Annotated in this window: 12 protein-coding genes; 4 read left to right on the forward strand and 8 right to left on the reverse strand. The window is 54.0% G+C overall.

Annotated features, from left to right (window positions below; translation table 11 throughout):
* Nucleotides 1-394: 394 nt before the first annotated feature.
* The 3 genes from HYD27_RS27885 to HYD27_RS27895 all read right to left on the reverse strand — a co-directional run bounded on the left by HYD27_RS27885 (nucleotide 395) and on the right by HYD27_RS27895 (nucleotide 2,973).
* Nucleotides 395-1,903 carry an MDR family MFS transporter gene (locus HYD27_RS27885; protein WP_228745392.1) on the reverse strand — a complete coding sequence of 503 codons (1,509 nt, stop codon included), beginning with the start codon at nucleotides 1,901-1,903 and terminating at the stop codon, nucleotides 395-397.
* Nucleotides 1,875-2,468, reverse strand: coding sequence for a GNAT family N-acetyltransferase (locus HYD27_RS27890; RefSeq protein ID WP_219220802.1), 594 nt, complete (start codon nucleotides 2,466-2,468; stop codon nucleotides 1,875-1,877). The genes HYD27_RS27885 and HYD27_RS27890 overlap by 29 nt, the downstream gene beginning before the upstream one ends.
* A 205-nt stretch (nucleotides 2,469-2,673) precedes the next feature.
* Nucleotides 2,674-2,973, reverse strand: a complete 300-nt coding sequence (locus HYD27_RS27895) for a hypothetical protein (RefSeq protein ID WP_219220804.1) — start codon at nucleotides 2,971-2,973, stop codon at nucleotides 2,674-2,676.
* Between the two features lie 231 nt (nucleotides 2,974-3,204).
* Between HYD27_RS27895 and HYD27_RS27900 the strand changes: the two genes are divergently transcribed.
* Nucleotides 3,205-3,687 carry a GAF domain-containing protein gene (locus tag HYD27_RS27900; RefSeq protein WP_219220805.1) on the forward strand — a complete coding sequence of 161 codons (483 nt, stop codon included), beginning with the start codon at nucleotides 3,205-3,207 and terminating at the stop codon, nucleotides 3,685-3,687.
* A gap of 89 nt (nucleotides 3,688-3,776) precedes the next feature.
* Here HYD27_RS27900 and HYD27_RS27905 read toward each other — a convergent pair whose 3' ends face one another.
* The 3 genes from HYD27_RS27905 to HYD27_RS27915 are packed head-to-tail and all read right to left on the reverse strand — an operon-like array spanning nucleotide 3,777 to nucleotide 8,545.
* Nucleotides 3,777-6,209, reverse strand: a complete 2,433-nt coding sequence (locus HYD27_RS27905; RefSeq protein ID WP_219220806.1) for a glycogen/starch/alpha-glucan phosphorylase — start codon at nucleotides 6,207-6,209, stop codon at nucleotides 3,777-3,779.
* Nucleotides 6,210-6,254: 45 nt separating this feature from the next.
* On the reverse strand, nucleotides 6,255-7,358 hold the full coding sequence (gene glgD, locus HYD27_RS27910) for a glucose-1-phosphate adenylyltransferase subunit GlgD (RefSeq protein WP_219220807.1): 1,104 nt from the start codon (nucleotides 7,356-7,358) through the stop codon (nucleotides 6,255-6,257).
* 23 nt (nucleotides 7,359-7,381) lie between these two features.
* Complete coding sequence (locus tag HYD27_RS27915; protein ID WP_219220809.1) at nucleotides 7,382-8,545, reverse strand: glucose-1-phosphate adenylyltransferase; 1,164 nt, start codon at nucleotides 8,543-8,545, stop codon at nucleotides 7,382-7,384.
* Between the two features lie 473 nt (nucleotides 8,546-9,018).
* Between HYD27_RS27915 and HYD27_RS27920 the strand changes: the two genes are divergently transcribed.
* The 3 genes from HYD27_RS27920 (at nucleotide 9,019) to HYD27_RS27930 (ending at nucleotide 12,096) form a co-directional block, all read left to right on the forward strand.
* Entirely contained in the window at nucleotides 9,019-9,705 is a 687-nt protein-coding gene (locus HYD27_RS27920; protein WP_219220811.1) for a response regulator transcription factor, read from the forward strand.
* Complete coding sequence (locus tag HYD27_RS27925; protein ID WP_219220812.1) at nucleotides 9,702-11,438, forward strand: sensor histidine kinase; 1,737 nt, start codon at nucleotides 9,702-9,704, stop codon at nucleotides 11,436-11,438. Before HYD27_RS27920 ends, HYD27_RS27925 begins: the two co-directional genes overlap by 4 nt.
* A 91-nt stretch (nucleotides 11,439-11,529) precedes the next feature.
* Nucleotides 11,530-12,096 carry an FAD-dependent oxidoreductase gene (locus HYD27_RS27930; RefSeq protein ID WP_219220813.1) on the forward strand — a complete coding sequence of 189 codons (567 nt, stop codon included), beginning with the start codon at nucleotides 11,530-11,532 and terminating at the stop codon, nucleotides 12,094-12,096.
* A gap of 175 nt (nucleotides 12,097-12,271) precedes the next feature.
* Here the strand turns inward: HYD27_RS27930 and galU are convergent, their stop codons facing one another.
* Together galU and HYD27_RS27940 are read right to left on the reverse strand one after the other, a co-directional pair.
* Nucleotides 12,272-13,201: a UTP--glucose-1-phosphate uridylyltransferase GalU gene (gene galU, locus HYD27_RS27935; RefSeq protein ID WP_219220814.1), complete on the reverse strand. Its 930-nt coding sequence runs from the start codon at nucleotides 13,199-13,201 to the stop codon at nucleotides 12,272-12,274.
* Between the two features lie 23 nt (nucleotides 13,202-13,224).
* On the reverse strand, nucleotides 13,225-14,208 hold the full coding sequence (locus HYD27_RS27940) for a glycosyltransferase family 2 protein (protein ID WP_219220816.1): 984 nt from the start codon (nucleotides 14,206-14,208) through the stop codon (nucleotides 13,225-13,227).
* Nucleotides 14,209-14,233: the final 25 nt, after the last annotated feature.

The following is a 14,233-nucleotide window of genomic DNA, read 5'->3' on the forward strand; positions in this document are numbered from 1 at the left end:
ATTCGGCTCCTGGATCATCCCTAGTGGGAAAAAGTACACCTAATTCGGCTGAAATCAGGCATATGGGGGGAGATGGCCTCCATTAGGTGTACAAAATCCCACTAAAGCCCGTTCAAGCCAGAATTCCAGCCCATTAGTGTTACTTTTTCCACTTCGCTTTCGTTCCTTATGAATCTCCTTGCTTTTCATCAGCTTGTTCAGGCTCTCCGTTTCAATTCATCCTGAATTCCGGAAGTGAATGGAACCCATCCAGATCGGACAAGGGATAACTCCTCTTTTTCCTTCACCCATTGGGTGCAAGCTGTTTATAGCAAGAAATCCCTTCGAATCGAGCTTTTTAGATGATTTGTGGATACTTACTTTCGAAATTCAGGATAAATTCTGATCTTTTAAATTAGACTTCCTTCAAGACGCCGGGCTCCTCCTTCACCGAAGGCAGGCCTTTGCGCAGCCCGGAGGCTACCAGCAGCGACAAGACAGCGAACACCGCCATCACGATGAAAAGCGAATGCAGGCCGCCCTCCAGCGCGTTTTTCAGGCTGCTCCAGGCTTCGGCCGGCAGTGTGCTGCCGCCCTCCGGATGAAGCAGTTGATTGATGTCGGCGCCAGCCGAGGCTGAGCCTGGCCCATCAGCCAGCTGCCTGTCGATATTAAAGTTCAGCCAGGAGCCAAAAATCGCCACCCCTACCGTCTGTCCGAGTGAACGGGTGAAGGCATTCAGCGCTGTAGAGGCCCCCCGCTGGCTGTGTAACACGGAGGACTGGGCGATAATTGTGAACACGATAGAGGCATAGCCAAAACCCACTCCGCACGAGAGCATCAGACCGGGAAGCAGCAGCTGTGAGGAATACGATGTCATGAACACCAGACCTACAGCACCCAGTGCAATTAATGCCAGTCCCAGCATACCCGTACGCCGCGAGCCGGAGCGGAGGATCATTCTTCCGCCGGCGATTGAGCCGAGCATCCAGCCTACCGACATCGGCGCCAGCAGCAGTCCCGAGAGGGCCGCGCTTTTACCGGAGACTCCCTGCACCCATAAGGGCACATACGTGGTTAGCCCGATAATCAAAGTGCTGACAAGCAGATTGGCCCCGGTAGACACGGCGATATTGCGGATCGAGAACAGCCCCAGCGGCAGCATCGGCTCAGGAGCACGGCGCTCTACAAACCAGAAGACTACCAGAAGAGCGGCGGAAGCGGCCAGCAGAAACAGCAGCCATGGAGAAGTCCACGGCAGGCTCTGCCCACCCGTTGTAAGGCCGAAGAGAAGTGCGCCCATCCCCGCCGCGAACAGCAGCACCCCCGGCAGATCAAGCTTCGCCTTGCGCCGCACGCTCTCTTCTTTCAGGAAACGGGAGATGAATACAATCGACAACAGTCCAAAGGGCAGGTTAAACACGAAAACCCAGCGCCAGCTCAGATAATCCACTACATAACCGCCAAGCAGCGGGCCAACCAGTGAGGAAATCCCCCAGACGGAGCTCAGCAGCCCTTGGGTTTTGGCCCGTTCCTGAATGCTGTAAATATCTCCTATAATCGTAAAAGTCATCGGAATCAGCGCACCCGCTCCAATCCCCTGTAATCCGCGAAACAATATCAGCTGCTCCATACTCTGTGAAAGGCCGCACAGCAGCGAGCCCAGGAGAAAAACAGCCGCTCCGCCGATAAACACCGGCTTCCGGCCAATCAGATCGCTGAGCTTGCCGAAGATGGGCGTCGTAACCGCCATCGCCAGCAAATAGGCTGTAAAGATCCAGCTCAGCCACTGCATCCCCTGGAAATCGCCCACAATGGCGGGTCCGGCCGGTCCGGTTACCGTCCCTTCAATCGCTGCCAAGAAGGTGGCCAGCAGCACCCCTGTTAAAATAAGCTTACGTTCTGTTCTTCCCGGTGATATCAATGAATCCAAATCCTCTCTCGCGGCCGCGCAGGAGTGCATACAGAACAACGTCCTGAAATCCAGCCTCCGTATGCCGATATTCACGCAGCAGCCCTTCCCGCTGAAACCCGAGTGCTTGGAACAGGCGCTCCGCCCGGACGTTATCCGGATGGGTCAGCCCTTCAATCCGGTTGAGGCCCATCACCGTGAAGCCAAACTCCAGCACCAGCTCCAGCGCCTCCCGCATATACCCTTGCCCCCAGCAGTCAGGCAGCAGCTCACAGCCGATTTCTCCCCGGTAAGCTCCTTGCAGCTGCCAGCTGTTGTAGCCGCAGCTGCCGATCACATCGCCGCCAGGACCGAGGATACTCCAGCGCAGGCTCTCTTCTTCGCGGGACATTTGCGTGAGAAGCGCAATCAGCTGCTCCGCAGCCTGCGGGGAAGACAACGGAGGCGCAGCCAGCAGGCTGGCTACCTGCGGATGGGACCATACCTTGTACAGCGCAGGTGCATGCCGTGCCTCCATCGCACGCAGCTCAATTCTTTTCCCCGCAAGTACGGGTGTCACTCCACCACATACATACAACGCACTCGTCCCCTTTCAACTTTATTAGTATACATCATATGTAAGCCTTCGCTGAAGTAAAGTCCGCCTTCAAGGCCGGCCAGCACAAAAAAAAACGGCTTTGCCAACCTCTGAAAGAGGCGGCCTCCGTTTCTTCAAGCCTGCCCGAGCGGTTTGACCGCCGCCTGGTACAGACGCTGCTGCTATTCTAACGCGGCTTCCGGGACTATCCGGAAGCACCCGCTGTCTTGGCTGGTTTAAGCACCTCGGTGCACAGCACCTGAAGCTTCTGCTGGATATCCTTGAACTCCTCAATTCCAGTTCCGGTAATACTGTATGCCTCTCCGTGGGCAGTCAGGAAATTCTCCTGTGAGAGCCGTTCCAGCTCCTGCTTCACTTCGCGTTCCGCCACCCGGTACCCTAAATTCTCCAGCTCAGGCAACATTTCCGACAGTGTCAGATCCTTCTCGTGTGCACAATACAGCATATGAATTCCTATGAACAGGTTTTGTACATCGGCGCGCATATTCCACTCCTTCCGGCCCGGAAGCCTTCGGTATTATATAACTGCATTACCCTGCGGAGGGATTTCGGAAACACCAGCCAGTTCTGGAAGGCAAGCCCCGTCAACCCCTTGTGTAAAAAATAAACAATTTGTTAAAATCCCCGGAATACTTGACGATCCCGCCACGCTGTACTATGTTGTTAGTTACAGTTATGGATTATGCTGATTTATCGTACAGGAAGGTGATGCTTCATGTTTCAAGCCATGCCCTATGACGGCACGCGCAGCGAGCGGTTTGAATCGGTTCTAAGCCAGCTCGGCGCACTGATGGAAGGCGAGCCGAATACTATTGCCAATCTGGCCAACGCCTCCGCACTGCTTAAGTTCTCCCTGCCGGATACCAATTGGGCCGGTTTCTATTTATTCGACGGCAAAGAGCTGGTGCTCGGACCATTCCAGGGATTGCCGGCCTGCATCCGCATTCCGCTGGGCAAGGGCGTATGCGGCACGGCTGCCAGCCAGCGACGCACTCTGGTCGTTGGCGACGTGCACACCTTTCCTGGACATATTGCCTGTGACGTAGCCTCGAACAGCGAGATCGTCGTTCCGCTGGTTCAAGGCGACCGCCTGCTCGGTGTGCTCGATATTGACAGCCCGATCAAGCACCGCTTTGATGATGAGGAACGCCGCTTCCTGGAGCGTTTCGCCGCCCTGGTGGCCGGCATTATCCGATAATCCCTTCAAAAAAGACCTTCACCGGCTGCAGATGAATCTGCGCCGGTGAAGGTCTTTTTTGAAGGGAAAATAAAGCTCCGGCGGGCAGCCTAACGCAGCACCGGACTGATGTTCCAGATCTCGGATGCATAGCGGGCAATGGTATTGTCGCTGGAGAATTTGCCGGAATGTCCAATATTGATAATAGATTTCTTCAGCCATTCCTTCTGATTCCGGTAGGCCAGATCAATGTTGACATGGGTCTCAACATAAGAAGCGAAGTCCTTCAGCACGAAGAATTCGTCATTATTGTCGAGCAGCGATTGATACAGTGTATCGAATTCCTGGGTATTGCAGCAGACGGGCCCCGGCGTAACCAGTTGATCCAGCACTTCCTTCACACGGCTGTCGCCATTGTAAATATCACGTGCATGATAGCCGCCGTACTGGTAGAAATCCATGACCTGCTCCGCACGCAGGCCAAACAGGAACATATTGTTATCCCCAACCATCTCATGCATTTCCACATTCGCCCCATCCATCGTACCGATGGTCAGCGCACCGTTCATCATAAACTTCATATTGCCGGTACCGGAGGCTTCCTTGCTCGCTGTAGAGATCTGCTCGCTGACATCGGCAGCCGGGATAATCTTCTCCGCCAGGGACACCGAATAATTCTCAAGGAAGAAAATCCGGATTTTGCCCTTGATCTCAGGGTCCTTGTTGACGGCATCGGCTACGGTGTTGATCAGCTTGATGATCCGCTTCGCCAGATGGTAGCTTGGCGCGGCTTTGGCACCGAAGATAAAGGTGCGCGGTACGATATCCATGGATGGGTTATCCTTAAGCTGATTGTAGAGATGCATGATATGGAGCACGTTCAGCAGCTGTCGCTTGTAGGCATGCAGACGCTTGACCTGCACATCAAAGATGGAGTCGGGATCTACCTTAACCCCGTGCTTGCTGAAGATATACTCCGAGAGGCGCAGCTTGTTGCGGCGCTTGATGCCAGCCACCTGTTCCTGGAAGGACGCATCCTCGCTGTATTTGATCAGGCCGATCATCTCCTGGGGATGATGAACCCAGCGGGTGCCGATGGATTCATTAATCAGTCCTGCCAGCTCAGGATTGGCGTGCAGCAGCCACCGCCGGTGGGTGATGCCGTTAGTTTTGTTATTGAAGCGGTGCGGATACATCTCATTGAACAGGCGCATTTCACGCTTTTGCAGAATTTCCGTATGCAGCGCAGCGACACCGTTGACGCTATGGCTGGCAACAATCGCCAGATGGGCCATGCGCACCTGGTCGTCATGTATGATGGCCATCTGATTAATCCGGTTCTGGTCGCCCGGATATTTGCTCATCAGCTCGCCGCAGAAGCGGGCATTGATCTCTTCAATAATAAGGAAGATACGCGGCAGCAGCTCCCGCACCATCCCGATCGGCCATTTCTCCAGCGCTTCGCTGAGAATGGTATGGTTGGTGTAGGAGACCATTCGGGTGGTCATGCTCCAGGCCTGATCCCAGCCCAGTTCGTGCACATCCATCAGAATCCGCATCAGCTCGGGGATAACCAGCGTAGGATGCGTATCATTGATATGCAGGGCCACTTTGTCCGGCAGGGATTCAATTCCGAGCCCCGTCTTGCTGTAGGTCCTCAGAATGCTCTGCAGTCCCGCGCTGCACAGGAAGTATTGCTGCTTCAAGCGGAGAAGCTTGCCCTCATATTGCGAATCATCCGGATAAAGGAACTCCGAGATCGACTCCACAGAACGCTTGTATTCCAGAAATTTGTGGTAATCACTTCCTGCCAGAGAGCCGAACATCCGTGAAGGCTGGGTGATGGACTCCGCGCTCCAGTTGCGCAGCGTGTTCACATGCCTGCGGTCTGCCCCGATGATTGGAACATCATAAGGAACCGCACGAACCGCTTCATAATCCTTATGCTCGAAGAACAGCTCGCCGTTCTCCTCACGGGTCTCGATATGGCCCCAGAACCGTACCTCCACCTGCTTGTCTTCCCGTCTCACTTCCCATACGTTATTATTCTGCAGCCAGTAATCGGGCAGCTCCACCTGATACCCGTCAACGATTTTCTGCTCGAACAGGCCGTATTTATAACGTATGCCGCAGCCATGCCCCGCATATTGCAGGGAAGCCAGTGAATCCAGGAAGCAGGCCGCCAGACGGCCGAGACCGCCATTGCCGAGGCCCGCATCCGCTTCCTCCTCTTCCACCTCACGCAGAGAGAATCCCAAATCCTCAAGTCCGCCCTGCACAACCTCGAGCACACCCATATTTAGGAGGTTATTGCCGAGAAGTCTGCCGATCAGAAACTCCATGGAAAAATAGTATACCTGCTTATCCTTATCGGCCTTGAACTTCTGGTTGGTATCCGCCCAGTTTTTGCCCGCATTTTCGCGGATCATGTTGCCGAGAATGTTATAGATATCGGCGTTCGATGCTTCCTCCAGCGGCTTGCCCAATTTCCCGATGAGTGTTTCGCGGAACACTTGTTTAAAAGTCTCTTTATCGTTGAACAACAGCAGGTTCCTCCTGACAAATGCTTTTTGATATAAGGCCTGTGGTTAGATCTTGCTGCTCTTGGCAATTACAAACGGACGTTTGCTGTCCCCGACAAGTATCCGGTCCTTGCTCAGATGCACGTCTTTATCCATGATGACATTCTCAATCACGGCATTCTCTTCGATAACGCATTTCTGCATGATCACAGAGTTGACGACGCGCGCGCCCTTGCGGATCTGCACCCCCCGGAAAATCACGCTGTTCTCCACGGCTCCGGCGATGATGCAGCCATTGGCCACCAGTGAGTTGCTGACCTCCGCGCTGTCCAGATAGCGGGTGGGGGCTTCATATTTTATTTTCGTCTGAATCGGGGCCTCTTTGAAGAGTCCGAAGTAATTATCCTGCTGAAGCAGCTCCAGACTGTTCTTGTAGTAGCTCTCCAGCGAATTGATCACGGCATGATAGCCTGTATATTCATAAGCGGCGATTTTGAATTTGTGGCGGTTCTTCTGGATTGCATCACGGAAGAAATAGCTTTCTCCATGTGCAATGCAGTATGCCACCTGCTCCAGGAACAGCTTCTTCTCCATAATAAAAATATCCAGATACACATTGTGGTGATCCTTCTCCTGATGAATCTCCGTCACATTGCTGTCCTCATCCACTTCAACCCGCAGGCAGGGATCATGCTCAGGCTTAAGCTGGTCGATTTTTTTGTAGACAAGCGTTACATCGGCTTCCTTTTCCAGATGATACTGGTATACTTCCTGAAGGTCTGCGGTATTGATATGCTGGCTGCCGGAGAACACGATATATTTGGCGGATGCCCGATTGAAGAAATCCAGGTTATTGTGATAATGCTGCAAATCCCCCAGCGAAGTATCCGTCGGATCATTCCAGTCAGGCGGCAGAATAAACAATCCTCCGTGCTTGCGGTTCATGTCCCAGGATTTGCCGTCGCCAAGATGGTCCATAAGCGAGCGGTATTTGCGGCGGACGAACAGCCCCACACTCTCCAATTCCGCGCGCATCATATTGGAAAGAACAAAATCGATCAGCCGGTACCGGCTGGCAAAAGGCACGGCCGCTCCGCAGCGGAAATAGGTCAGCTCATTTAATTTGTCCAGTTCATGGTCAAGATTAATCACACCCATGAGTTCTTTCATTGGAATCCCCCGTCCTCTGCTGGTTATATGGTTTTGGCTGCAACGGATTTGCGTTTTTTGCTTCGATTGTCGATCAGCAGAATTTCATCCTCATTCTCCCGCTCGATGCCGATCTCCATATAATCCTCGATCACCGTATTTTCACTGATGATGGCTTTGTGAATTCTTACATTCCTGCCGATCTTGACCTTCGGCATAATCACAGAGTCGGTAATCACACTGCCTTCACCCACTTCCACCCCGTAGAAGAGCACCGAATGCTTCACCTCTCCGTGCACGATGCAGCCTTCATTAATGATGCAGCCCGATACCCTGGCGCCGGGTGCCACATATTGTGCCGGCTGGTTTGGATTGCGGGTAAAGATGCGCCAGCCGGGATCATTCAGATTGAGCGGCGGATTATCGCTCAGCAGGTCCATATTGGCCTCCCACAGACTGGTTACCGTACCCACATCTCTCCAGTACCCTTCAAACGGATAAGCGTAGAGAGATTTGCCGTCCTTGAGCATAAGGGGAATGATGTCCTTGCCGAAATCATGGGAGGAGCCGGCGTTCTCACCGTCTTCAAGCAGATGCTTGCGGAGAACCTCCCATTTGAAAATATAAACGCCCATGGATGCAAGCGTACTCTTGGGCTTAGAAGGCTTTTCGTCAAATTCGTAAATCTTCAGGTCATCCTCCGTATTGAGTATGCCAAAGCGGCTGGCTTCCTCCAGCGGAACATCGATGACCGATATGGTGCAGTCGGCATTTCTGGCCTTGTGGTACTGCAGCATCGCATTATAGTCCATCTTGTAGATATGATCGCCGGACAGGATCAGCACATGCTCCGGATCGAACTGGTCTACAAATTTGAGGTTGCGGTAAATCGCATCCGCCGTTCCCCGGTACCAGCTGCTCCCGTTCTCCCGTTCATGCGGAGGCAATACAAATACCCCGCCATTCTTGCGGTTTAAATCCCAGTCGCTGCCCACTCCGATGTATGAATGAAGCACCAGCGGCTCATACTGCGTCAATACGCCGACTGTATCGATACCCGAGTTGGAGCAATTGCTCAAGGGAAAGTCGATAATCCTGTAGGTTCCTCCAAAATAAACAGCGGGCTTCGCAAGCGACTTGGTCAATCCCTTCAACCTTTTCCCTTGGCCTCCCGCCAATAGCATGGCTACCATTTCTTTTTTCTTCATGGAAGAGCCTCCTTGACTTATGGGTAATGAAGCATGCAATAAAAATAAGGTTGGATAATGAATAGTGCGGCGTAGATTTAACCCAGGTGCAGAAACAGAAATTCCAGAAAGAAGTGTAGCGAAAGAGAAGTGCTTGACAGGAAAAATGACAAGGTAAGAACGGGGGAATTCAGAGAATCGGAATAGGCTTCCGGAGTTTGGGAAGGGTCTCAAAAACCGGTTCGTATCCTTTATTGTAAAGTGTTCTATGGCCGCCGTCAAAACCCTTTATTGCCTCATCTCAAGACTTTTGAATTCCGACTGAATATCTTAATTAACAGCATTAAAATCTCCGTATAATATGATTAACCATTATGATTAACCCTGAAAGGCAATTTCGAATCCTTTCGTTAAATTAATGTTCCATCTTCAGCAAAAATTCATCCTGATATGTCATAATGGTACTAACTATTACCGATTTGGAGGAACCGCCGATGAAGGCTGCCCAAGGTGTAAGACTGCTGCTCGTGGATGACGAGCCCCATATTCTCCAGTTCCTGGAGCTGGGTCTGATCAATGAGGGATTCGAGGTAAGAACGGCACCCGACGGAACCAGCGCCATTGCTGCTGCTGCCGATTTCAAGCCCCATGTGGCTATCCTGGATGTGATGATGCCGGGAATGGACGGCTTCGAGCTCTGCCGCTACCTCCGTTCGGAAGAAACGGAGCTTGCTGTCATTATGCTTACCGCCAAAGACGAAGTGGACGACCGCGTCAAAGGTTTGTCTCTCGGGGCCGATGACTATATGGTCAAGCCATTCAGCTTCGACGAGCTGCTGGCCCGGATTCAGGCGCGGCTGCGCAACCAGTTCCCCGGACTGCTCGGCGAAGTGCGCTGCGGCCCGTTCCGGATCGATGGACGGCGCAAGGAAATCCGCCACAGGGGCGAGGTGCTGGAGCTGTCTCCTACCGAGTATGAGCTGCTGCAGTATCTGGTAATCAACCACGGACTGGTGCTGAGCAAGCCGATGATTCTGGATAAGGTATGGGGCTATGACTTCGGAGGCGAGGAAAATATCGTCGAGGTGTACATCCGCTCCCTCCGTGAAAAGCTGGGCGATAAAGAGCACCGCATCATACGTACGCTGCGCGGTGCCGGATACCGTGTGGATCTGGTATGATTGCCCGTGTCAAAGGCCTCTTGGGCAAACTTCCGGCACCACGTTCCCTGCGCAAGCAGCTGCTGGTGACCTCGCTGCTGATTCTCTCCGGGCTGCTGTTCTTAATTGGTGTGCTGCAATATGTACTGATGCGTGACTTCACTTACAACAACAGGGCGGAGTCCATGGAGACCCAGATCCGCTCCGTGCCGCGCGAGATTTTTTCCAACTCCCTGGCTTATGGCCCATATGGCGAGAACGCGGCCGGGACAAGCGGCGGAGAGACCGGCAACGGTGAGACAGGAGGCACCGGCCGGGGCATTCCGCCGGGCGACTCGGACGGCTCCGGCTTGAGTCCGGACGGTTCTGGCGCTGCCGGACCGGAAGGCAACGGTGAAGCAGCCGGCAGCACTCCAGGCACGCGTGCCTACGGGCTGCCGCCTATGGACGGAAGCACCGGCGCCAGCGGATCGCCGGGCGGCAGTGAAGCTGTCCCGCCCGGCAATATGCGCAGCTCCGTGAATAGGCGCCCGCTTCTGCTCGATGCCCATGCAACCCTCGCCATTTACAGCTCGGATGGGGGATTCAAGGATTTCCAGGAAGAAACGCTGTCCGATTCTCCCGCTCCAAGATTATCCGATGCGGAATACAATGATCTGCTGAAGCATACCACCGACAAGGCTACCGGCAGCTACCGGCTCATTACAGCAGCAGACGGCAGCGAGCATCTTGCCGTATTCATGAATCTCGGCAGGCCGCAGGATGTCAGGCTGCTGCTTCAGATGAGTATAAGCACGGGCCCGCTGAAGGATGTAATCATGCAGCAGCTGATGATTTTTGCCGCCCTGTCGCTGGCCGCCCTGCTGGCTGGACTGTTTCTGTATCTGCCCGCCCTGCGCAAAACGCTGGTCCCTTTATCCAAGATGGGCGAAGCGGCACAGAGCATCGATGCGGGCAATCTGGGCATACGGTTTCCTGTGGATCAGGGGCAGACGGAGATTGACAAGCTGTCCGGGTCGTTCAACGGAATGCTGGAACGGCTGGAGGTTTCTTTTCACAATGAACGTGAAGCCAAGGAGCAGATGCGCCGCTTCGCCGCCGATGCTTCCCATGAGCTGAGAACTCCGCTGACCTCGATTCACGGCTTCCTGGAGGTGCTGCTGCGCGGAGCTGCGGATAATAAGGAGCAGCTCATGAGTGCGCTGAGAAGCATGCACGGAGAATCGAAACGGATCAACAAGCTGGTGGAGGATCTGCTCCTGCTGGCGCGCATGGACGGAGCGCCGCAGCTAAGCATCAGGAACATGCTGCTGGGGGATGTCATTGCCGAGATGCAGCCCCAGCTCCTGGTGCTGGCAGGAGAGCGCAGGGTTACCTTCGATATCTCCCGCGGCATCCGCGGCATGTATGATCCCGACAGGCTGAAGCAGGTGATTCTTAATCTATTCCATAATGCGGTACAACATACCGATAACGAAAAGGGAATTATTCATGTGGGGCTGTCCACCCGGGGGAAGGAAGCGGTACTGGCCGTAACGGATAATGGTTCCGGCATCTCCGCCGAGCATATCCCCCACGTATTTGAAAGATTTTACCGCAGCGATTCTTCGCGCACACGCAAATACGGCGGCTCAGGCCTTGGCCTGTCCATTACGAAATCGATCGTAGAGGCGCATCACGGGGATATCCGTGTTAAGAGCCGTCCCGGAGAAGGCACCACCTTCATAGTTACCCTTCCCCGCCTGTTGAATTAGCGCTTCAAAGATCTTGATTAGCCAATTAAGAATCATTAACGTTATAATAATCTGTGAAGCAATCCTATCAAACTATCAGGAGGTTAATCGTATGTATGAAATCGCCATCATTGGAGCCGGCCCTGCCGGTGCAAGCGCAGCCCTGTTCGCCGCCAAGGCGGGCAAAAAAACGCTGCTGATTGACAACGACAAAGGCATGACGCGCAGAGGCTGGTATAAGAACTACTACGGGATTGCCGAAATCGGCGGACCGGAGCTTGTGGAAACCGGCCATCAGCAGGCCGTTAACTTCGGTGCCGAATTAGTGGCCGAACAAGCGGTGAACCTGACGGCAACGGGTGAAGGCTTCGCCATTGAGAGCGAGAGCGGCGCCACTTATGAAGCAAAGCATGTGATTCTGGCTACTGGTGTACTCACGGATCTGGCGGCCAAAGCAGGTGTGGAAACAAAGGACGGCACTGAGCCAAGAATTAAGACGGTTGTAGCCGTGAACGCGGAAGGCAAAACCAATGTCGACGGTATCTGGGCAGCTGGAACCGTGGCTGGAGTAAGCGTACATGCGATTATCACCGCCGGAGACGGTGCAAAGGTCGCCATAAATATTATCAGTGAACTGAACGGCGCAAGATATGTCGATCATGATTTGCTGAAGGCTTAACCCTCTACTGTTCAGGACTGCGGCCAGAGAGAGTGCTTCTGAGTCACAAGCAGCAGGCTTGCAAAAAGGTCAACCGGGTTTAGGGGTTGGCCTTTTTGCAAGAGAGTCCGCTATCAGCCACGATCATCCGGAACAGCTTCATTGGGGTGAGATTGCCTCAGCTTAAGTCCTGCCATCAGCCCCTCCGTGCGCTTGCGCCCGGGAACTGCAGGGCGGACAAGGCTTCCGTGCCTTCTCCGGGGCTTCCAAGCAGTTCCCTCAGGTACGCAAGGAGCAGCGGCCGCAGTTCTTCACGCTGCAGACCCATCTCCAGCGTAGCCTGAATGTAGCCGAATTTGTCGCCGATGTCATAGCGTTTGCCCTTCAGATCAAGGGCCAGCAGCCCCTCGTCCCGGCATACCTCATGCAGCGCGTCTGTCAGCTGGTATTCCCCCCCGGCTCCGCGCTCCAGCTTGCCCAGCACCGAGAAGATGGAGGGCTTGAGGATATAGCGCCCCATAATCGCATTTGTCGAAGGCGCAGCCTGCGGCGCCGGCTTTTCGACCAGTCCGCTTACGGCATGCACACCCTTCACCGCACCGCCGGAGTCAATGATTCCGTACTTGTTCACCTCTGACCTCGGCACCTGCTGCACACCGACAAGCGTCTGCTCTGAATGCTCGTACAGCTTCATCATCTGCGAGAGCGCTGGAGGCTCGGAGACCATGATGTCATCACCAAGCAGCACCGCAAACGGCTCGCCGCCGATAAACTGCTCCGCGCACAGGATGGCATGCCCCAGGCCAAGCGGCTCTTTTTGCCGGATGTAATGAATGCTGGCCAGTCCGCTGATGGCCTGAACCTCGCTTAACAGATCAAGCTTTCCCTTTTCCAGCAGGGTCTGCTCCAGCTCCACCGACTTGTCAAAATGATCCTCGATCGACTTCTTATTGCGTCCGGTCACGATAATGATGCTCTCAATACCGGAGCGGACCGCTTCCTCCACGATATACTGGATCGCCGGCTTGTCGACGATGGGCAGCATCTCCTTCGGCTGGGCCTTGGTCGCAGGCAGGAAACGCGTGCCCAGGCCGGCGGCGGGTATCACGGCTTTTCTGATTTTCACGATGGACCACTCCCGGGCTAGAATTATTTGTTAAGCTGTGCCATTCTCTGCTCGCTGACGCTTTGCCGCTTCTTGCCGCTGTAAAATTCCTGGACAATATAGAGCGGGCGTCTCTTCGTCTCGTCATAGATCCGGCCGACATATTCACCCAGAATGCCCAGCATGATCAGCACAAATCCGTTGAAGGTCAGGGTAATGCCGATCATCGACGCCCAGCCCTTAACGGCCGCGTCCGTAAACAGCGCCAGGTACAGCACATACATAAGGTACAGAAAGCCGGCTGCGGACAGCACGCCCCCCAGATAGCCCGCCAGCTTCAGCGGCTTGTAGGAAAAAGAGGTGATTCCGTCCAGCGACAGCTTGATCATGCGCTTAAGCGGATATTTGGTTTCTCCGGCCAGCCGTTCATCGCGTTCATATTCGACCGCTTTCTGGCGGAAGCCGATCCAGCTGACCAGTCCGCGTACAAAACGGTTTTTCTCCGGCAGCCGTTTCAGCTCCTCGCATACTTTGCGGTCAATCAGGCGGAAATCGCCGGTATCCACCGGAATGGAAATGTCTGTGGAATAACGCAGCACCCGGTAGAAGAGGCTTGCTGTCCATTTTTTGAACAGCGATTCCCCGCGCCGCTTGACGCGTTTGGCATATACGACCTCGTAGCCGTTCTTCCATTCTTTGATCATCTCGAGAATCAGCTCCGGCGGGTCCTGCAGATCGGCATCAATGATAACCACTGCATCGCCCAGCGAATAATCCATACCGGCGGTAATGGCGATCTGATGGCCGAAATTCCGGGACAGATCAATCAGCTTCACACTCTCATCCCAGTAGCTGTATTCCTCAATCATCTGCGCGCAGTTGTCGGTGCTCCCGTCATTGACGAACAGCAGCTCGTAAGCCTCTCCTGTCGATCCCATTACCTTTTTGATCCGCCGGTACGTCTCCTGAATGACCGCCTCTTCGTTATACATCGGTATAATTACGGAATAGCGCACGTGTGTACTCATGAGCAGCTCCTCCTTAAATTTAAGT

Origin of the sequence: Paenibacillus sp. S150 (assembly GCF_019352175.1) — a bacterium.
Taxonomy (GTDB): Bacteria; Bacillota; Bacilli; order Paenibacillales; family Paenibacillaceae; genus Paenibacillus_AQ.